The 19,673-nt window shown below is 73.7% G+C and carries 18 protein-coding genes; 8 read left to right on the forward strand and 10 right to left on the reverse strand.

The annotated features are described in order from the left end of the window. Positions 1 to 51 precede the first annotated feature (51 nt). Together BKA00_RS15220 and BKA00_RS15225 are read left to right on the forward strand one after the other, a co-directional pair. Positions 52 to 738, forward strand: a complete 687-nt coding sequence (locus tag BKA00_RS15220) for a RibD family protein (RefSeq protein ID WP_185025620.1) — start codon at positions 52 to 54, stop codon at positions 736 to 738. Further along, the gene (locus BKA00_RS15225; RefSeq protein WP_185025622.1) at positions 731 to 1,159 is read left to right on the forward strand and encodes a cytidine/deoxycytidylate deaminase family protein; all 429 of its coding nucleotides are present in this window, start codon (positions 731 to 733) and stop codon (positions 1,157 to 1,159) included. The genes BKA00_RS15220 and BKA00_RS15225 overlap by 8 nt, the downstream gene beginning before the upstream one ends. Here the strand turns inward: BKA00_RS15225 and BKA00_RS15230 are convergent. Next, positions 1,156 to 1,752 carry a mycothiol-dependent nitroreductase Rv2466c family protein gene (locus BKA00_RS15230; protein ID WP_185025624.1) on the reverse strand — a complete coding sequence of 199 codons (597 nt, stop codon included), beginning with the start codon at positions 1,750 to 1,752 and terminating at the stop codon, positions 1,156 to 1,158. The two genes, BKA00_RS15225 and BKA00_RS15230, sit on opposite strands and share 4 nt — an antisense overlap. Positions 1,753 to 1,882: 130 nt before the next feature. Between BKA00_RS15230 and BKA00_RS15235 the strand changes: the two genes are divergently transcribed. From BKA00_RS15235 to BKA00_RS15255, 5 genes are all read left to right on the forward strand, one after another. Continuing rightward, entirely contained in the window at positions 1,883 to 3,325 is a 1,443-nt protein-coding gene (locus tag BKA00_RS15235) for an aldehyde dehydrogenase (RefSeq protein WP_185025626.1), read from the forward strand. A 163-nt stretch (positions 3,326 to 3,488) separates the two neighbouring features. Continuing rightward, positions 3,489 to 4,694 carry a hypothetical protein gene (locus BKA00_RS15240; protein ID WP_185025628.1) on the forward strand — a complete coding sequence of 402 codons (1,206 nt, stop codon included), beginning with the start codon at positions 3,489 to 3,491 and terminating at the stop codon, positions 4,692 to 4,694. Beyond that, on the forward strand, positions 4,691 to 5,236 hold the full coding sequence (locus BKA00_RS38950) for a hypothetical protein (RefSeq protein WP_185025630.1): 546 nt from the start codon (positions 4,691 to 4,693) through the stop codon (positions 5,234 to 5,236). Before BKA00_RS15240 ends, BKA00_RS38950 begins: the two co-directional genes overlap by 4 nt. 1 nt (position 5,237) lies before the next feature. After that, the gene (locus BKA00_RS38955) at positions 5,238 to 5,885 is read left to right on the forward strand and encodes a DprA-like winged helix domain-containing protein (protein WP_185034245.1); all 648 of its coding nucleotides are present in this window, start codon (positions 5,238 to 5,240) and stop codon (positions 5,883 to 5,885) included. Then, positions 5,882 to 8,962 carry a coiled-coil domain-containing protein gene (locus BKA00_RS15255; RefSeq protein ID WP_185025631.1) on the forward strand — a complete coding sequence of 1,027 codons (3,081 nt, stop codon included), beginning with the start codon at positions 5,882 to 5,884 and terminating at the stop codon, positions 8,960 to 8,962. Before BKA00_RS38955 ends, BKA00_RS15255 begins: the two co-directional genes overlap by 4 nt. Positions 8,963 to 9,001: 39 nt before the next feature. Here the strand turns inward: BKA00_RS15255 and BKA00_RS15260 are convergent, their stop codons facing one another. The 8 genes from BKA00_RS15260 to BKA00_RS15295 are packed head-to-tail and all read right to left on the reverse strand — an operon-like array spanning position 9,002 to position 17,416. After that, complete coding sequence (locus tag BKA00_RS15260) at positions 9,002 to 9,844, reverse strand: ATP-binding cassette domain-containing protein (protein ID WP_185025633.1); 843 nt, start codon at positions 9,842 to 9,844, stop codon at positions 9,002 to 9,004. Continuing rightward, the gene (locus BKA00_RS15265; RefSeq protein WP_185025635.1) at positions 9,841 to 10,893 is read right to left on the reverse strand and encodes an ABC transporter permease; all 1,053 of its coding nucleotides are present in this window, start codon (positions 10,891 to 10,893) and stop codon (positions 9,841 to 9,843) included. The genes BKA00_RS15260 and BKA00_RS15265 overlap by 4 nt, the downstream gene beginning before the upstream one ends. Continuing rightward, complete coding sequence (locus BKA00_RS15270) at positions 10,890 to 11,879, reverse strand: sugar ABC transporter substrate-binding protein (RefSeq protein ID WP_185025636.1); 990 nt, start codon at positions 11,877 to 11,879, stop codon at positions 10,890 to 10,892. The genes BKA00_RS15265 and BKA00_RS15270 overlap by 4 nt, the downstream gene beginning before the upstream one ends. A gap of 45 nt (positions 11,880 to 11,924) precedes the next feature. Further along, a complete protein-coding gene (iolD, locus tag BKA00_RS15275) occupies positions 11,925 to 13,775 on the reverse strand; it encodes a 3D-(3,5/4)-trihydroxycyclohexane-1,2-dione acylhydrolase (decyclizing) (RefSeq protein WP_185025638.1) in 1,851 nt (616 codons plus the stop codon). After that, positions 13,772 to 14,629 carry a 5-deoxy-glucuronate isomerase gene (gene iolB, locus BKA00_RS15280; RefSeq protein ID WP_185025640.1) on the reverse strand — a complete coding sequence of 286 codons (858 nt, stop codon included), beginning with the start codon at positions 14,627 to 14,629 and terminating at the stop codon, positions 13,772 to 13,774. Before iolB ends, iolD begins: the two co-directional genes overlap by 4 nt. Further along, on the reverse strand, positions 14,626 to 15,561 hold the full coding sequence (gene iolC / locus BKA00_RS15285; RefSeq protein ID WP_185025641.1) for a 5-dehydro-2-deoxygluconokinase: 936 nt from the start codon (positions 15,559 to 15,561) through the stop codon (positions 14,626 to 14,628). Before iolC ends, iolB begins: the two co-directional genes overlap by 4 nt. After that, a complete protein-coding gene (locus BKA00_RS15290; protein WP_230299212.1) occupies positions 15,558 to 16,409 on the reverse strand; it encodes a TIM barrel protein in 852 nt (283 codons plus the stop codon). The genes iolC and BKA00_RS15290 overlap by 4 nt, the downstream gene beginning before the upstream one ends. Beyond that, a complete protein-coding gene (locus BKA00_RS15295) occupies positions 16,406 to 17,416 on the reverse strand; it encodes a Gfo/Idh/MocA family protein (protein ID WP_185025643.1) in 1,011 nt (336 codons plus the stop codon). Before BKA00_RS15295 ends, BKA00_RS15290 begins: the two co-directional genes overlap by 4 nt. Before the next feature lie 169 nt (positions 17,417 to 17,585). Between BKA00_RS15295 and BKA00_RS15300 the strand changes: the two genes are divergently transcribed. After that, entirely contained in the window at positions 17,586 to 19,097 is a 1,512-nt protein-coding gene (locus tag BKA00_RS15300; protein WP_230299213.1) for a nitroreductase family deazaflavin-dependent oxidoreductase, read from the forward strand. Here BKA00_RS15300 and BKA00_RS15310 read toward each other — a convergent pair. Continuing rightward, entirely contained in the window at positions 19,094 to 19,648 is a 555-nt protein-coding gene (locus BKA00_RS15310; protein ID WP_230299214.1) for a VanZ family protein, read from the reverse strand. The genes BKA00_RS15300 and BKA00_RS15310 overlap by 4 nt on opposite strands. Positions 19,649 to 19,673 lie beyond the last annotated feature (25 nt).

Raw genomic sequence — 19,673 nt, forward strand, 5'->3', positions numbered from 1 at the left:
GATCTCGCGGGCGATGCGATCAAGGACGCGGCGCTCCCGTAGGGTGGCGGCGTGAGCGAGCGTCCCTACGTGCTGCTGAGCTGCGCGATGTCCGCCGACGGCTACATCGACGACGCGACTCCGGAGCGGCTGCGGCTGTCCAGCACGGCGGACTGGGACCGGGTCGACGCGGTGCGCGCCGGCTGCGACGCGATCCTCGTCGGCGCGGGCACCGTCCGGGCCGACGACCCGAGGCTGCTCGTGCGGTCGGCGGCGCGGCGGGAGCAGCGGGTCGCGCGCGGGCTGCCGCCCGACCTCACCAAGGTGACGCTGACCTGGAGCGGCGACCTGGACCCCGGCGCCCGGTTCTTCACCACGGGCGGTTCCCCGAAGCTCGTGTACGCCCCCACCGGCACGGCGGGCGGGCTGGCGGCCCGGCTGTCCGGCCTCGCCGAGGTCGTGGACGCCGGCGACCCGCTCGCGCTGGCCGCGGTGCTCGGCGACCTCGCCGCCCGGGGCGTCCGGCGGCTGATGGTCGAGGGCGGCGGCGGGATCCACACGCTGTTCCTCACCGCCGACGCGGTGGACGAGTTGCAGCTCGTGGTCGCGCCGTTCTTCGTCGGCGACCCGTCCGCGCCGCGCTTCGTGCGCTCCGGGGTGTTCCCGCAGTCGCCCGCGCGCCCCATGCGGCTGCAGGAGGCCACCCGCATCGGCGACCTCGCCCTGCTGCGCTACCTCGTCGGGAGGGCGCGTGGATGACCTCGGCTGGCTGGCCCTGGCCTGCGACCTCGCCGCCCTGTGCCCGCCCTCGCGCACCGCGTTCTCGGTGGGCGCGGTCATCGTCGGGGCGGACGGGCGGGAGGTCGCGCGCGGCTTCTCCCGCGAGCACGACCCGCACGACCACGCCGAGGAGGCCGCGCTCGCCAGGGCGGGCGGCGACCTGGCCGGCGCGACCGTCTACAGCTCCCTCGAACCGTGCGGGCACCGCGCGTCGCGGCCCCGGACGTGCGCGGAGCTGATCGTCGCCTCGGGCGCCCGCCGCGTCGTGTTCGCCTGGCGGGAGCCGGCCCTGTTCGCCGCGGGCACGGGCGCGGAGGTCCTCGCGGCCGCGGGCGTCGAGGCGGTCGAGCTGCCCGGGCTCGCCGAGCGGGCCCGCCGCCCGAACGCCCACCTGCTCTAGGAGAAGTCGGGGGCGGCGTGGGGCGGCCCCTTGAGCTCGTGGAAGCCGGGCGTCCCGGCGACGAGGAGCGTCCCGTCCCACAGCCGCCCGGCCTCCTCGCCGCGCGGGATCCGGGACAGCACCGGGCCGAAGAACGCCAGCTCCCCGACCGCGACCACAGGCGTGCCGACGTGCGGGCCGACCCTCGCGAGCCCTTCGGCCGTCGAGGCGCGGACGGCGTCGTCGTACCGGTCGTCCCGGGCCGCGGCGGCGAGCCCCTCCGGCAGGCCGGCCTCGGCCAGCGCGCCGGGGACCGTCCGCGGATCCATCTCGCCGCGCTCGTGGACGCGGGCGCCGAACGCGGCGTAGAAGCGGCCGAGCGCCTCCTGCCCGGCCTCGCCGGCGACGGCGGCGCAGACCCGGGCGGGCAGCCACAGGTACCCCTCGGGATCGTTCTCGGGATCGTCGTCGCGGCCCTCGTTCAGCGCGGCCAGGCTCAGCAGGTGCCAGCGAAGCCCGACGGGCCGGGCCCCCGCGGCCTCCACCAGCCACCGCGTCGTGATCCACGTGTAGGGGCAGGACGGGTCGAACCAGACGTCGGCGATCTCGGCCATGGCCCCCGTTCTATCAAATGAGACTCCAGTCTCATTCCTCTTGCCAACGCCCCGGGACGTCATGCGATGCTGTGGCCAAGCAAGCATTCGGTTACCCGCGGCGGCCCTCGGGCAGGGGAGGCACGGCAGCATGCGCGAGCACGATCGGCTGTTCATCGGAGGCGAGTGGGCCGCACCGGCCGGCACCGGCGTGATCGACGTCGTCTCCCCGCACACCGAGGAGGTCATCGGGCGGGTCCCCGAGGGCACCGAGGGCGACATCGACGCCGCCGTCGCGGCGGCCCGGCGCGCCTTCGACGAGGGCCCCTGGCCGCGGATGACCCCCGCCGAGCGGGCGGAGGTCGTCGGCCGGCTCTCGGCGATCTACGCCGAGCGGCAGCAGGAGATGGCCGACCTCGTGACCGCCGAGATGGGGTCGCCCATCATGTTCTCGGTGTTCGGGCAGGCGGCCATCCCGCAGATGGTGCTCCAGTACTACGTCGACCTCGCCGCCTCCTACACCTGGGAGGAGGAGCGGCAGGGCATGCTGGGGCCCGTCACGGTCGCCCAGGAGCCGGTCGGCGTCGTCGCGGCGATCGTCCCGTGGAACGTCCCGCAGTTCACGCTGATGCTCAAGCTCGCGCCCGCGCTCATCGCCGGCTGCACGGTCGTGGCCAAGCCCTCCCCCGAGACCCCCCTCGACTCCTACCTGCTCGCCGAGTGGATCCGCGAGGCGGGGATCCCCGAGGGCGTCGTCAACTTCGTCCCCGCCGGGCGCGAGGTCGGCGCCTACCTCGTCGCCCACCCGGACGTGGACAAGGTGTCCTTCACCGGCTCCACCGCCGCCGGGCGCAAGATCGGCGCGGTCTGCGGCGAGCAGCTCAAGCGGGTCACCCTCGAACTCGGCGGCAAGTCCGCCGCGATCATCCTGGACGACGCCGACCTGGCCTCCACCGTCGAGGGCTTCAAGCTGGCGTCGCTGATGAACAACGGCGAGGCGTGCGCCGCGCAGACCCGCATCCTCGCCTCCCGCCGCCGCTACGACGAGGTCGCCGACGCGCTCGCCACCATGGTGAGCGGCCTCAGCGTGGGCGACCCCTCCGACTACGGCTGCGAGATCGGCCCGCTGGTCGCCAAGCGGCAGCAGGAGCGCGTGGAGAACTACATCCGGATCGGCCAGGACGAGGGCGCCAAGCTGATCACCGGCGGCCTGAACCGCCCGCACGACCGCGGCTGGTACGTCGCGCCCACCGTCTTCGGCGACGTCGGCAACGACATGCGCATCGCCCGCGAGGAGATCTTCGGCCCCGTGCTGGTCCTCATCCCCTACGAGGACGAGGCCGACGCCGTCAGGATCGCCAACGACAGCGACTACGGGCTCGGCGGCTCGGTCTGGACCTCCGACGTCGACCACGGCGTCGAGGTCGCCCGCCGCATCCGCACCGGGAGCTGCGGCGTCAACATGTACACCCTCGACCCGAACACCCCGTTCGGCGGCTACAAGAACAGCGGCCTCGGCCGCGAGCTCGGCCCCGAGGGCCTGCACGCCTACCTGGAGCACAAGTCCATCCCCCACCCCGCCCCCGCGGGCTGACGCCCGGCGTTCCCGCGCGTCCCCGGACGCGCGGGAACGGCCCGTCACCGCAGAAGGGCGACCGGCCAGCGGTGCCGGGCGCGGCAGGCGCGGACGGCCGCGGCGGACGGCGCGCCCGCGCCGATTCCACCTTGGCGGCGCGGTGGCCGTACCGTAGTGCGCCGTGTCCCTCGACAACACGGCCGCCAGCCTCGACGACGTCCTCGTCGGCGAGGCTGTGCTGGGCGTCTACCGCCAGATGTTCGCGGCGCTGGCCCGCGACAGCGGCGCCGTCGTGGACGATCCGGAGCTGGTGGACGTCGCCGAGACGCTCCTCGCCGCGTTCGCCGACGCGGGCGAGGACGGGCTGAGCCGCGAGCAGATGCGGTACGTGTGCCGCCGCTACCCGGCCGAGGTCTTCGAGAACCGGCTGCGGGTCCTGAAGGGGCTCGGCGCCGTCCGCGAGGTGTTCCCCAAGCCGAACCAGCTGCGCTACCGGGCGTCGTTCACGAGCGTCGTCGGGCTGATGTTCGTCCGGCGGATGATGCTGGACGGCGGCCAGAGCGAGATGCACCGCCTCCTCGCGCTGGAGCAGCTCAACGTGGCCGACCCGCGCATGACGCCCGAGCAGGCGCGCGACGGCGCGGACGGCCTCGCCCGCGCGTTCCGGCTGTGGAGCGTCGAGCTCGTCACGCTCACCCACGGCACCATCGAGGAGCTCCGGGAGCAGGCCCCCAAGCTCTGGGGCACCGAGGAGATCCTGCTGCGCGCCGAGCGGCTGCACGGCGCGATCCTGCGCCGCTGGCCGCAGCTCGACCGCACCTGCACCGACCTGCGCGCCGCCATCTACGCCTACGGCGACGCCTCCCGCCGCGCCGCCGCGCGGCTGTCGGACTCGGCGGGCACCACCCGCAACCTCACCCTCCTGCCGCCCGAGACCTGGCGCACCTTCACCCGCACCGCGTCCCGGGAGGACCTCGCCGCCGTCCTGGACGGGTTCGTCTTCGACGCGGCGGCGCCGTGGCACGAGCCGTCCGCCGTGGTGACCGCCGTGGAGGACGGCCCGCGCGCCACGCCGCCGCGGCCGGCGCCGCCCCGCCCGTCGGTCCCCGACCCGGGGCTGTCGGGCGACACCGGGTCGGACACGGCCGCGACCGGGAGGCTCCGCGAGCTGGCCGAGCAGGTCCTCCGCGGCCGCGACGCGATCGCGGTCGAGGACGTCCTCGCGGAGGACTGGGCCGCTGCCCGCCGCATGCTCGCCGACCTGGCGTCCCTCCACCTGCACCCCGAACTCCCCTACCGCCTCGTCTGGTCGGACGGCCTGGCGGTGCGTCCCGAAGGGTGCCCGACGTGGGTGACCCCGGGGCGGCTCGAAAGGACGGACCGGTGACCGTCGACCCGCATGTGCTGGCACGCGCACGCGCACGCGTGCTGGGCGGCCCGTCCGTCCCCGCGTCCGATCCCGTGCCGCCGGGGACCGTCGCCGCGGCGGACGGCGCCCGCGTCTGGGTCCTTCCCGTGTGGCCGGACGGCGCGACGCCCGCGCTGCTGGAGGAGTACGACACCGCGCCGATGCCGCTGGACCGCGCCGGGCAGGCCCGCCGCGTCCTCGCCGCGGCGCTGCGCTGCTGCTGGACGCGCCTGGACGACGCGCCGTGGCCCGGCTCCCCGTCCACGGTCGCGGACGTCCTGGAGGTGTACGCGGGCATGACGCGCGGCGACACCGACCTGGCCCGCCGCTGGGCCACGGGCGAGCTGCGCCGCCTGTCCGAGACCGGGTGGCTGCTGCTGGACGAGGCCTCGGGCGCCGTCCGCCCCGGCCCCCGGGTCGCGCTCTGGCCGGAGGGCTCCCTGGCGTCCCTGCGGGACCTCCTGCGCCGCCTCCCCGAACCGCCCGCCCGCCCCGGCGCCGGGGAGGGCCCGGGTGAGTGACATGTTCGAGCCGGTGCTGCGGGCCTACGACGAGCGGCGCCGCGCGGAGGTCGTGGCGGCCTACATGGCGGTGGAGCACGCTGCCGAGCCGGTCCCGGAGGTGCGGTTCGCGGCCCTGCGGGAGCCGGCGCTGCGCAGGGCGGTCGAGGAGATGCTGGCGCTGGGCGGGCGGACCCTCATCCGGTCGCGGCACACGCGGTGGATCTCCGGGTACCGGGACGACGTCGCGGCGGAGCTCGCCGCCGATCCCGAGTGCGTCCCGCCGGTGCGGGAGCGGGCGGTGCTGACGCTCGTGCTGATCCACTCGGTGGCCATTCCGAGGGCGGCGGGGCTGCTGGAGGACGACTCGTGGCTGTCGCCCCACCCGACACCGCTGGACGAGCTGCGCCGCCGGACGCAGCTGCCGGTCGGGGAGCTGGAGGCGTCGCTGCGGCGGCTGCGGCTGGCCGGGCTGGTGTCTCAGGTGAAGGCGGGCTCGGACGACGCCGGGGGGTTCGTGCCGGGGCCGCAGTTCCACCGGCTGACGGACGCCGCGCGAAGGCGGCTGCAAGAGGAGCTGATCCTGGCCGCCGGGCCGGACTCGCCGCTCGCGGCGGCGATCCGTGCGCGGCGCAGGGGGCGGGAACGCGAGCAGGGGGAGCACACATGACGGCCGTCCTCGAACCGATGGTGACCGCGCGCGACGCCGAGAACGTCGTCGGCGGCCGGACCCTCGTGGCCGTGCAGGCGGTGAACATCTCACGGCTGTCGACGCATCCGGTGCCGACCGTCCCGGGGACGCTCATCGTGGTGGCCGGGCAGGGCCCGAAGGACTCCAACGGCGCCGGCAAGTCCTCGTTCATCGCGGCCATCACCGCGCTCCTGGGCGACGAGCAGTGGCGGTTCGCGTCGGGCGCGCGTGCGGTGGCGGAGCTGCTGTTCAACGCGGAGCTGGCCGCGCAGGGCGACAGCCAGTGGGCCAGCGCCGACCACGGCTACATCGTCGGGGTCTTCGACTACGCCGATCCCGCGGAGGGCGACGGCCCCGGGGAGGAGGGCGAGACGGCCGTCACCGTGTGGCTGCGGGTGAACGCCGACGCGCCGCACCTGGAGATCCGGTGGCGGCGGGGCGTCCACCTGGCCTCCGCACCGTCCGAGGCCGACCGGGTGTCGCTGGCCGACCGGCTGTGGGCGAGCCTGCCGCGCAGCGCCGGGCGCCGCGACCTCGTCGCGAAGGACCTGTCCCGCGTCCTGTACGGGGGGCAGGTGCGGTGCGTGTCGTTCCTGTCGACCTCGGTGCGGTCCAAGGTCGCGACGAACCTGCTGTCCCAGCCGCTGAACGAGATCAGCCCGGAGCGCATCTTCAGCGCGATCGCGGCGCTGACCGGGCTGGACCGGGAGCTGGAGGCCGAGCGCAAGTCCCGCGCGGAGGAGCACCGGGAGCGGGCCAAGGCGGCGGAGGCGGCCGAGCGGCTCACCGAGTGGGAGCGCGAGGCGGCGAGCCTGCTGAAGACGTTCGACCGCCGCGACCGGGCCCGCGACGAGACCGCCGCGGCGGTGCGGCACTGGCGGACGCGGCAGGCCCGGCTGCTGATGGACGCGGCCGAGGCCGACGCCGCGCACGCGGCCGACCAGGAGCGGCTGCACCGCGAGGGCGAGGAGCTCGCCGCAGCGGCCAGGGCCGCCGAGAAGGAGATCGAGCAGCTCACCGGCGGCGCGCTGGAGGAGCGGCTCCGGGAGGCGGGCGCCGCGCTCGCGGACCTGAAGGGCCAGGCCGACAAGCTCGGCGCGGACAAGGCCGTCGCCCGCAACCGCATGGACGAGCTGCGCCGGCGCGTGTCGGCGCTGGAGGAGCGCCGCCGGGAGGCCGACGGGCGCGACCGCGGCACCGCCCGCGCCGAGCTGGCGGAGGCCGAGGGCCGCCGGGACGAGGCGCAGCAGGAGTACGGGATGGCCAAGGGCGCCGTCGCGCGCGCGGAGCGGTCGCTGGCGGAGGCGGAGGCCGGCGAGGGCAGCGCGCCCGCGCAGATCCGCGCGCTGGCCGCCGCGGGCATCGCCGCGGTCGGCCTGCTGGACGCCGTCGAGCTGGCCGAAGGCGTCCGGGAGCGCTGGGAGGCGGCCCTGTGGCCCTACCGGGAGGCCGTCGTCGTCGGAGCGGACGATCTCGGCGCCGCGGTCGCCGCCCTGGACGGCATGCCCGGCTCCATGATCGTCCCCGCGGACGGGGCCGGGGCCCTCCCGGACGGCGTGAGCTGCGAGCCCTCGCCGAGCGGCTTCTTCGCGGCCCTCGAAGGAGAGGGCACCGGGGTCGTGGTCGTCGGCGGGTTCCAGGAGCCCGTCACGGGGCGCGTGGCCCGGGTGCGGGCGGCCAGGACGGCGGTGGAGTCCGCCGAGGAGGCGCTGGAGCGCGCGCGGCAGGCCACGTCCGACGCCGCCGCCGACGTGGCGCTCGCCGGGCGGCGGCTCGCGGGTGCGCGGGCCGCGGCGGAACTGGACGACGTCCGCGCGGCGATGGCGGAGCTGCGCGAGGGCCTGGAGGAGCTGGGCGGCAGCGAGTCCCGGCTCGGCCCGCGCCTCGGGGCGGCGGAGCAGACCCTGCGGCGGCTCCAGGCGAAGGCCGACACGCGCGCGCTGGAGGTCGACCGGCTGCGCGGCCGCAGGGAGACCCACGAGCGCGAGCGCGACAAGGTCCGCCGCGCCGCGTCCGAGCTGGCCGGCAGGCGCGCCGCGCTCGGCCTGGACGATCTGGAGAAGGCGTGGGGCGGCTCCCGCGAGGACGCCGCCGGGTGGCTGTCCGGCCTGGACGACGACGAGGCCACGTGGACGCCCGCCGAGTGGTGGCACAGCGCCGAGAAGCACCTGTCGGAGGCGCTGCGGCGCGTCTTCCCCGACGGCCCGTCGGACGAGGACATGCCCGAGGAGATGCGGTTCCTGCTCCGCGAGCGCGCCGAGGGCGAGGGCCGCCGCACCGACCGCGAGCAGGCCACGTTCCCCCGCCTGGTCAAGGCGATGGAGAGCTACCTGCGCCAGCAGGAGGACTACGAGAGGCACCAGCGGCGCCAGATCGAGGTGCAGCTGTCGGGGCGCCGCGCCGACCTGGACAAGGCGCAGAAGGGCGCGACGGAGGCGGCGGGCGCCGCCGAGGCGCACCGCACGGCGCTCACGGCCGCGATCCGCGCGCGCCTGCAGCGGGTCTCGGAGGAGTTCGAGAAGCTCGACGTGACCTATGGGGGGTACGGCGCGACGCTGGAGTTCCCCACGCCGGAGCAGCCGGGCGACCCCGAGCAGGAGTGGCGCTGGCGCGTCACGCCGAAGTGGCGCCGCTCGGACGGGCAGCGGTACGTCCCGTACAACCGGCGCGCCAACACCGCGCTCATGGACGAGAAGGCCGTCAAGCTGGTGTGCGCGGCGGCGCTCGCCAGCTCCGGCGGCGGCCGGCTGTGCCTCGTGCTGGACGAGCTCGGCCGCAACCTCGGCAAGGAGCACCGCAAGGAGGCCGTCGCGCTCTTCCGCAAGATCGGTGAGACGCACGGCATCACCGTGATCGGCGCGCTGCAGGACGACATGGAGCCGTACGCGATCGACGCGTGCGGCCAGTACGTGAAGCTGCGCCGCTCGTCCGACACGATGCCCTACAACGAGCCCCCCGTCGTCGTCGGCTACGACGAGCACGAGGCCCGCGTCCGCAAGCTGGCCGAGCACATCACCGCCGCCCGCCCCGAACCCGCGCCGCCCGAGGCCGGGTGAGGAGCGCCCCGGGCCGCGTTCCGCGGCCCGGGGCGGTCGTCAGTCGTCGGTGAGGCCCAGGGTCTCGGCCTCCTTCGCCATCCGCGCGGCGGCGGCCGGCGAGCCCGCCGCGTCGAGTTCGTGGGCGAGCTCCTCCAGCTCGCCGCCGCCCGCCATGAGGCCGGTGAGCTCCTCGCGGGTGATCTCCTCCTTGGTGTGGTGGCCGATGCCGCGCCCGCGGTTCAGGATCAGGAAGCGGTCGCCGACCGGGTAGGCGTGGTGCGGGTTGTGGGTGATGAAGACGACCGCGAGGCCCCGCTCCCGCGCCTGCACGATGTAGCGCAGCACCACCCCGGCCTGCTTGACGCCGAGGGCGGCGGTGGGCTCGTCCAGGACGAGGGCCTCGGCGCCGAAGTGGACGGCGCGGGCGATGGCCACGCACTGCCGCTCGCCGCCCGACAGGGTCCCGATGGGCTGGTCGACGTCGCGCAGGTCGATGCCCATCGCGGCCATCTCCCGGTGGGTGGTCTCGCGCATGGACCGGACGTCCATGGCGCCGAAGCGCCCCCGCCTCTCCGAGCCGAGGAAGAAGTTGCGCCAGACCGGCATGAGCGGGACGACCGCGAGGTCCTGGTAGACGGTCGCGATGCCGCGGTCGAGCGCGTCGCGGGGCGAACCGAAGCTCACCTCCTCGCCCCGCACCTCGTAGGTGCCGGTGTCGTGGCGGTGCAGCCCGGCGACGACCTTGATGAGCGTGGACTTGCCGGCCCCGTTGTCGCCGAGGACGCAGGTGACCTCGCCCGCGGCGGCCACCAGGTCCACGTCGCGCAGCGCGATGACGTTGCCGTAGTTCTTGCCGACGCCGCTGAGCCTGATGAGCGGCGCCCCCTTCGCGTCCGTCATGGCGACCGCTCCACTCTGCGCCGCACGACCAGGTTGACCACGGTCGCGATCAGCAGCATCGCGCCGAGGAAGAACCGGAACCAGTCGGGGTTCCACTCGGCGTACACGATGCCCTTGTTCGTCATGCCGAAGATGAACGCGCCGATCGCCGCGCCGACCGCCGACCCGTAGCCGCCGGTGAGCAGGCACCCGCCGATGACCGCGCAGATGATGTAGAGGAACTCGTTGCCGACGCCCTCCCCCGACTGGACGGTCGCGAACGCGAACACCAGGTGCATCCCGGAGAACCACGCGCAGAACGCGACGCCCATGAACAGGCCGATCTTCACGCGGTCGACGGGCACGCCGACCGCGCGGGCGCTGCCGGCGGCCCCGCCCACCGCGAAGATCCAGTTGCCGACGCGGGTGCGCAGCAGGAGCCAGGTGGCGACCGCCGTGAACGCCAGCCACCAGAACACGGTAACCTTGACGTTGACGCCGAGCACGTCCACGTCGGAGGCGAAGACCGCGCGGGCGGAGGCGAAGCCGTCCATGTCGCGGACGGAGTCGCTGGCGACGTTGCCGGTGAGCGCCTTCGTCACGCCGAGGTTCAGGCCCGCGAGCATGAAGAACGTGGCGAGCGTGATGATGAAGCTCGGCAGCCGCGTCCGGACGTACAGGACGCCGTTCACCATGCCGAGCGCCAGCGTCAGCACCAGCGAGATCACCACGCCCGCCCACACGTTCAGCGTGAACTGGTAGGCGGTCAGCGCCGCGATCAGCGCCGAGGACGTCACCATCACCCCGGCGGACAGGTCGAACTCGCCGCCGATCATCAGCAGCGACACCCCGACCGCCATGATCCCGAACGTCGAGGCCGCGTACAGCACGGTGGAGAACGACCCGGCGCGCAGGAACGCGTCCGCGACGATCGAGAAGAACGCGAACAGCGCCACCGCGCCGAGCAGCGCGCCGAGCTCCGGGCGGCCCAGCAGCCGCCGCACGGGCGACCGCCGGGCCAGGCGCTCGTCGGGGCGGGCCTCCGGCGGCCCGGCCACCGCCTGCGTCATCGCGTGCCCCGGTTCGCGAACGCCTCCAGCTGCCCCGCGTTCTCCTTGGTCACGATCGCGGGCCCGGTCAGCACGGGCCGCCCACCGCCGAGCACGTTGCCGTTGTTCTTCAGCAGCCACAACTCGTCGACGGCCCCGTAGCCCTGCAGGTAGGGCTGCTGGTCGACGGCGAACTCGATCGCGCCCGAGTTGATCGAGGCGATGAGGTCCTTGTTCAGGTCGAACGTCCCGATCCTGGCCTTGCTCCCGGTCTCCTTCACCGCGTCGACGGCGGTCGCCGCGAACGGGGCGCCGAGCGTCAGGATCCCGTCGATGCCCTTGTCGGCCTGGAGCTTGGCCGTGATGGACGACTTCACCTCCGGCATGTTGGTGCCCTGGACGAACAGGTTCTGCAGGTCGCCGCCGAACGTCTTCTTCGCGCCGGCGCAGCGGTCCTCCAGGCCGACGTTGCCCTGCTCGTGGACGACGCACAGCGCCTTCTTGGCGCCGATCTTCGCCAGCTCCGTGCCGGCCGCCTCACCGGCGATCGACTCGTCCTGCCCGAAGTGCGCGACCGCGCCGAGCTTCGCCGACTCCTCGGCGCCGGAGTTGATCGACACGACCGGCACCTTCGCGGCCGCGGCGCGGGCCAGCACGTCCTTCATCGCGTCCGGCTTGGCGAGGGTGACGATGATGCCGTCGACCTTCTTGTCGAGCGCGGCCTGGACGAGCTGGGCCTGCTTGCCTCCGTCCGGGTCGGCGGAGTAGAGGAACTCGACGTTGTCCTTGGCGGCGGCGGCCTTCGCCCCCTTCTGCACGATGTCCCAGAAGGTGTCGCCCGCGCCGGAGTGCGTGACCATCGCGATCTTCAACCGGGGGCCGGCGCCCTCCGGGGTGTCCTCGGACTTCTTGCCGCCCGAGCTGCTGCAGGCGCTCAGTGCCAGCAGCCCCGCGGCGGCCAGCACCGCGAGGCCCCTGGACGTCCCACGCGCGAAAACGCCTCTCATCGGCTGCTCTCCGTTTCTCCCCGAATGGTCGGTCTGAGGAGTTGATCACAGATGATGACGGCGCGTACGCCTATCCCTTTCATATCGGGCGCGGGCCTCCCGGGTGGAGTCCAGCGCCGACACCTCCGCGACCGGGACGTCCCACCATGCCGCACTGTCGGGGGTGTCCGCCAAGGGGTTCGTCTCAATGTGGATGACGGTGGTCCTGGGGGACTCGCGCGCCTGCTGGAGCGCGTCCCGCAGCTCGGTGGACGTGCCGGCGCGGATGACGTCGGCGCCGAGGCTGGCGGCGTTGGCGGCCAGGTCGACCGGGATGGGGTCGCCGTCCAGGCCGGTGGGGGTGCGCAGGCGGTGGCGGGTGCCGAACCGCTGGGCGCCCACGCTCTCGGAGAGGTTGCCGATGGAGGCGTACCCGTGGTTCTGGACCAGGACCACCACCAGCTTGACCCCCTCGGCGGCGGCCGTGGTGAGCTCCTGGGCCATCATCAGGTAGGACCCGTCACCGACCAGGACGAACACCTCCCGGTCGGGCGCGGCCATCTTCACGCCGAGACCCCCGGCGATCTCGTACCCCATGCAGGAGTACCCGTACTCCACGTGGTAGCCCTTGGGGTCCCGGGTCCGCCACAGCTTGTGCAGGTCACCGGGCATCGACCCCGCCGCGCACACCACCACGTCCCGCGGCCCGGCGGCCTCGTTGACCGCCGCGATCACCTCGGCCTGGGTGAGCAGCTCCCCGTTCTGGGGCGCGCACGCCCGGTCGGCCTCGGCGTTCCAGTCGGCCATCAGGGCCTGGGCGCGGTCCCTGTGGGCCTGCGGGACGCTGTAGCCGTCCAGCGCCTCCTCCAGCGCCCGGATCGCCTCGCGGGCGTCGGCCACGACCGACACTCCCCCCAGCTTCACCGCATCGGCACGAGCGACATTGATGTTGACGAACCTCACCGACGGATGAGCGAACAAACTGTGCGACGCGGTCGTGAAATCGCTGTACCGGGTCCCGATCCCCACCACCACATCGGCCTCACGCGCCAACGCGTTGGCCGCCGTGGTCCCCGTCGCACCGACCGCCCCCACCGACGAAGGGTGATCCCACGGCAGCGAACCCTTACCCGCCTGGGTCTCGGCGACCGGAACCCCCGTCCGCCCCGCCAGCACCCCCAACTCCGCCGCCGCACCCGAGTAGATCACCCCGCCACCCGCCACGATCAACGGACGCTCCGCCCCCCGCAGCAGCTCCACCGCCTCCCCCAGCGCGGCCGGCTCGGGCACCGCACGCCCGACCCGCCACACCCGCCGCGCGAACAACTCCTCCGGCCAATCGAACGCCTCGGCCTGCACATCCTGCGGCAACGCCAACGTCACCGCACCCGTCTCAGCGGGATCGGTCAGCACCCGCATCGCCGCCAGCAACGCCCCCGGCAACTGCTCCGCCCGATTGACCCGATCCCAGTACCGCGACACCGGCTTGAAGCAGTCGTTCACCGACACATCCAGCGACCGCGAATCCTCCAACTCCTGCAACACCGGACTGGCCGCCCGCGTCGCGAAGATGTCACCCGGCAGCAGCAGCACCGGCAACCGGTTCACCGTCGCCAACGCCGCACCCGTCACCATGTTCGTCGCACCCGGCCCGATCGACGTCGTACACGCCAACGTCGACAACCGATCACTCATCCGCGCGAACCCGGCAGCCGCATGCACCATCGCCTGCTCATTACGCGCCATGAAATACGGCAACAGGTCACCATGCTCCAGCAGCGCCTGCCCCATCCCCGCCACATTGCCATGCCCGAAAATCCCGAAACACCCCGCGAAGAACCGCCGCTCCTCACCATCCCGCTCGCTGTACTGCGCCGAGAGGAAACGCACCAGCGCCTGCGCCACGGTGAGTCTCACGAGCGTCCCTCCGCCGAGGTGAGCGGCAGCCGCGGGTCGACCGGCAGCCCCTCCCAGGTGCCGCGGATCCAGGCGTGCTCCGGGTCGTCGCAGATGCGCCACGCGCGCTCCGGCGACGGCCCGGCCATCACGTTCAGGTAGTACAGGTCGTGTCCCGGCGGCGCCATCGACGGGCCGTGCCAGCCGTGCGGGATCAGCACGGCGTCGCCGCTGCGGACCTCCGCCAGCACGTCGATCGGACGTCCCGGCGACCCGTAGACGCGCTGGTAGGCCATGCCGTCCCGGGCGACCTCGAAGTAGTAGATCTCCTCCAGGACCGACTCGCCGGGCCCCTGCTCGTCGTGCTTGTGCGGCGGGAACGACGACCAGCAGCCCGCCGGCGTCAGCACCTCGCACGCGATCAGCTTCTCGGCGAACGGGAAACCCTCCGGCGTCCCGAAGTTGTTGACCTGCCGGCTCGCCGAGCCCGCACCCCGCAGCTCGACCGGGACCTTCTCCGCCGGCCCGTAGCGGGGCGCGAGCCGCCGCTCGCACCGGGCGCCCGCCAGCGCGAACCGCCCGCCGCCGCGGACGGTCACGTGGGCGTCGCGCGGCACGTAGGCGAAGTCGCTGACGCGGGCGAAGACGTTCTCGCGGCCCTCCAGCTCGAACCGCTCACCGTCGCACTCCACGGCGCACGACCCTGCCAGCGGAAGCACGATCGTCTCGAACTCGCCGGTGTCGAACGCGTGCGAGCCGCCTTCCGGCAGCTCCAGGACCCGCAGCCCCGAATACGCCCAACCGGCCGACTCGGGGGTCACGACGAGCCCGTACGGCGCTTCCGCGGCGGTTCCGGCGGGCAGGTGGTATTTCATCGTGGCTCCTTGAGGAGTTCGTCGACCTCGTCTTGCGTGGGCATCGCGTCGGAGCAGGCGATGCGGGACGCGACGATCGCTCCCGCGGCACCAGCGAACTCGACGAGCCGCCGCAGTCCCCATCCGGCGAGGAGGCCGTGGCAGACGGCGCCGCCGAACGCGTCCCCGGCGCCGAGTCCGTTGACGACGTCCACCTTGACCGGGGGCACTTCCACGACCTCGTCGGCCGTCGCCGCGAGGACGCCTTCCGGGCCCATCTTCACGATGGCGAGTTCCGGGCCGCGGGCCAGGATCGCGCGGGCGGCGGCGCGCGGCTCCCGCTCCCCCACGGCGACCTCGCACTCCTCCAGGTTTCCGACCGCGACCGTCGCCCGTTCCAAGGCGAGGCCCGCCCAGTGCGGAGCCTCCGATGGGTCGTCCCACAGCATCGGCCGGTAGTCGAGGTCGATGACGGTCTGCCCGGGGTGCTCCCCCAGCGCGGTCAGGGTGGCCTCCCGGCTGGGCTCCTGGGAAAGGCCCGTGACCGTGGCCCAGACGATGCGCGCCGAGCGGATCGCGTCGAGGTCGAGCTCCTCTGGGCGGATCTCCAGGTCGGGCGCCTTGGGGTAGCGGTAGAAGTACAGCGGGAAGTCGTCCGGCGGGAAGATCTCGCAGAAGGCCAGCGGCGTCGGCAGGCCGGGGACGGCGGTGACGAACCGGTCGTCCACTCCGTAGCCCCGGAGGGCCTTGTGGACGAACCGGCCGAAGGGGTCCTCTCCCGTGCGCGTGACGACGGCGGTCCGGCGGCCGTACCTGGCCGCCGCCACGGCGACGTTGGTCGGGCTGCCGCCGAGGTACTTGCCGAACGTCTCGACGTCCTCCAGCGGCGTGCCCACCTGGTTCGGATAGACGTCGACGCTGACCCGCCCCATCGTGATGAGGTCGAACGTCATCGGGCCACCCCGGCGAGGTAGTCGAGGCTCCTGCGGACGTCGCCGTACGGTCCGGCGCCCTCCTCGGGCTCGCCGGCCAGGACGGTGTCCTGCTCCATCACCCACCAGCCTTCGTAACCGGCGATCTCCAGGGTGCGGATGATGTCGGGGATGTCGATGTCGCCGTCCCCGAGCGGCCTGTACAGCCCGTCCCGCACCGCGCTCGTGTACGTGATGTCTCCCTTGAGTACCTGTTGGGCGAGGCCCACGTCCACATCCTTCAGATGGACATGCGCTATGCGCGGCGCCGCGAAACGCGCCAGCCACACCGGATCGGTCCCGCCGACCAGGAGGTGCCCTGTGTCGAGGCAGAGCGGGATGCTGCATCCGCCCAGCACGCGCTCGACCTCGCTGCGCCGCTCCACGACCGTCCCGACGTGGGGATGCAGGGTGGCGAGCCTGCCGCGTTCGGCGGCGCGTGCGGCGATCGCGTCGAGGTTCGCGAGCAGCGCCGCCCACGCCTTGGTGTCGAGGACGGGACGCTCGTCGTATCCGTCGAGTCCGGTTGCGGCGGCCAGGACGAGGACGCCGTCGATGTCGTCCCACGCCTGCTCGACCACGGGCAGCGGGTCGAACGCGGGGTCGTGCAGAACGACGGGCACGAACGCCCCCACGAGACCCAGGCCGAATGAGGTGAGCAGTTCGTCCCGCGCTTGCGCGGCCCTGGGGAGGAAGCCGTCCGGGCCCAGTTCCGTGGCGGCCAGGCCGAGGTGGCGCATCTCGGCGAGCACCCGGCCGGGCTCCATCTGGTGGCCCCAGCCGGGGACCTCGCACACGCCCCACGAGATCGGCGCGCCGGCGATCCTCACCGCCGCACCTCCTCGACGGCGACCATCCGCCCCTCCCGCATGGACAGCTCGCACGCCTCGGCGAGGTAGAACGCCTCCAGCGCCTCCTCCGGCGGGCACGGGTTGGCGCGGCGGCCCGCCACGACGTCCGCGAAGGCCCTCAGTTCGGCGTCGTAGGCGTCGGAGAAGCGCTCCATGAAGCCGCCGTAGGGCGTCTTGGGCTGGTCCCCGTCCGGTAGCGCGGTCGCGGGCGTCCGGTCGTCCAAGCCGGCGATGACGCTGTCCTTGGACCCGAACAGCTCCAGGCGCGCGTCGTACCCGGCGGCGTTGTAGCGGGTGGCCGAGACCTGCCCGAGCGCCCCGTCGTCGAGGATGAGCAGCGCGGACCCGGTGTCGACGTCGCCGGCCTCGCGGAAGAAGTCGTCGCCGCGGTTGGCGCCCACCGCCATCACCCGGACGACCTCGCGGCCGGTGACGAACCGGATGAGGTCCAGGTCGTGGATGAGGCAGTCGCGGAACAGCCCGCCGGACGTGGGGACGTACTCGGCGGGCGGCGGCGCCGGGTCGAAGCTGCACGAGCGGACGGTGTGCAGCCAGCCGAGCCGCCCCGACGCGAGGGCCTCGCGCGCCGCCGCGTTCCCGGCGTCGAACCGGCGCTGGAACCCGACCTGCACCGGAACGCCGGCGCCGGCCGCCGCCCGGACGATTTGGAACGTTCCATCAATGTCGGACGCGAGCGGCTTCTCGCAGAACACGGGGATTCGCGCCGTCACGGCGCGCTCCACCAGCGTCGCGTGCGCGTCCGTGGCCGCCGCGACGACCAGGCCGTCCAGCCCGGCGGAGAAGAGCCCCTCGACGGCGTCCAGCGCGGTGACCTCGGGCGTCCCCCCGCCCAGGCGCGCGGCCAGCTCCCGGGCGCGCCCCGGATCGGCGTCGGCGACGACCACCGCCTCCACCTCGGGCAACTTTCGCAGTGCGGCGGCGTGGCGCGCACCGATGCGCCCCGCTCCGGCCAGTCCGATCCTCATCGATGCCCTCCGGTCGGCGGTCAGGTGGAGACACGAGTCTGATGGAGCGTTCCAGAAGCGTCAACGCCCCGGCCGTCCGCCTCTCCGGTAATGGAGGTGTCCGAAATCCCGGTCGTTACTCGGGGGCCTCGGCTGTCGCCGGGGTCATACCAAGCGCTAGTTTTGCCCTATGCGGATCTTCGTCACCGGCGCCTCCGGGTTCGTCGGGTCCCACGCCGTCCGCGCCCTGCTCGCCGCCGGGCACCGGCCCCGCGCGCTCGTCCGCGACCCGGACCGGGCCGCGAAGGTCCTGCGCGCGGTCGGCGTCGACCCCGGGGACGTCGAACTCGTCCGCGGCGACATGCTGGACGAGGACGCGGTCGCCGAGGCGCTCCGCGGCTGCGACGCCGCGATCCACACCGCCGCGGCGATCGGGGTGACCGGGGGCGCCGGCGACCTGGTGGAGGTGAACGTCCGGGGCACCCGCAACGTGGTCGGCGGGGCCGTCGCGCAGGGCCTGGCATCTGTGGTCCACGTGTCGACGGTCGCGGTGTTCGTCCCGCCGTCCGGCCCCGTCATCACCGCGGGGGACGCCCTGGCGAGCCCCCGGACCGACTACGGCAGGTCCAAGCTGGCGGCCGAGCGCTACGTGCGCGGCCTCCAGGAGGACGGCGCGCCGGTCACCATCGTCTACCCCGGCGGCGTGTGCGGCCCGGACCAGCCGACGCTGGACGCGCTGATGGAGGGCCTCGCCGCCGCGCTCGGCAAGGTGTGGCCGCTTCCCGGCGGCGGCGTCTCGGTCATCGACGTCCGCGACCTCGGCGAGGCGTTGGCACGTTCCGTCGAGGCACGGCAGGGCCCCAGCCGCTGGGTGCTCGGCGGCCACTACCTGACCTGGCCGCAGTACGCCGACCTGTGCGACCGCCTCACCGGCGTGAGGTGCCGGCGCGTCCGCGTGCCCAGCCGCGTCATGCTCGCGCTCGGCTCCGTCCTCGACGCGGCCAAGCGCGTCCGCCGCTTCGACTACCCGCTCACCCGCGACGCCGCCGAGTTCATGGTCACGCTGGTGCCGACCGACGACCGCCCCATCCTGGACGCGCTCGGCCTGACGCTGCGCCCCGTCGAGGAGACCGTCGCCGACGGCCTGCGCTGGCTGGCCGAGAGCGGCCATCTGAACCCGCGCCGGGCCGGACGGCTCGCCGCCAAGGAGGCCCCGATGCCGACCCTCGTCCAGCGCACCTTCGGACCGGTCTTCCACCGGGTCTCGGGCGCCGAATGGTTCTCCAGGGTGGGGCCCAAGGTCGTCCCGCCCGTCGACCGGACGCTGCACCGGCTCACCGGCGGACGGCTCATGCTCGGCCAGCTCCTCGTGCCGAGCCTCGTCCTGACGACGACCGGCGCCGTCAGCGGCCTCCCCCGGCAGACGCCGCTCGCGTGCCTGCCCGACCGGGAGGGCGGCTGGTACGTCGTCGGCTCCAACTTCGGCCGGGAGAAGCACCCCGCCTGGACCGGCAACCTCCTAAAGAACCCCGACGCGCAGGTCAGCTTCCAGGGCCGCACCGTCCCGGTGACCGCCCACCTCCTGGACGACGTCCAGCGCAAGGAGATCTGGCCTCGCCTCACCGCCGTCTGGCCCGTCTACGACCGCTACGTGGAACGCGCCGGACGCCAGCTCAGAGTCTTCCGCCTGACCCCCCGCTAACGGCCGCGGAGGGTCATGGAGAGCCGCCGGCCGAGGAGCAGATAGGCGAGCACGACACCGAGGACGTTCAGGATGACGTCGTCGACGTCGAAGGCCCGTCCCATCACGAACGTGCCCTGGACCGTCTCGATGGCCAGCGAGAGCATGCCGCTCACCAGCGCCAGCCGCACGGGGCCTCGGAGGGTCGTCCAGACCAGGGGCAGGAGAACTCCCAGCGGCGCCAGGAGTATCACGTTGCCGCCGATCTGGAGGATGGCCTCCTTCGTCGGGCGGTCCATATAGAACCGGAGCGACTTGCCCGGATCGGTGTTCCCGCCCGCCTGCCCGTTGTCATGGACGGGCGTCAGCGTGAGCCTGAACGCGAAATAGAAGAAGACGCCAAGAAAACCCAACGCGACGATGACGACCAACACGCGCAGGGCGACGACGTACCAAGGGACCCTCTCGCCCGCTGCCGCGGGCTGCCACATCTCCACCAACACGCGGCGCGGTCTGCCCCGTCCGCCGCGGTCCATGCACGGTTCCGGATTTCGGGCGACCAGATAGTTCATTGAAGTCAGAACGCCCGTGCCAGGA

Source organism: Actinomadura coerulea, from assembly GCF_014208105.1.
Taxonomy (GTDB): Bacteria; Actinomycetota; Actinomycetes; order Streptosporangiales; family Streptosporangiaceae; genus Spirillospora; species Spirillospora coerulea.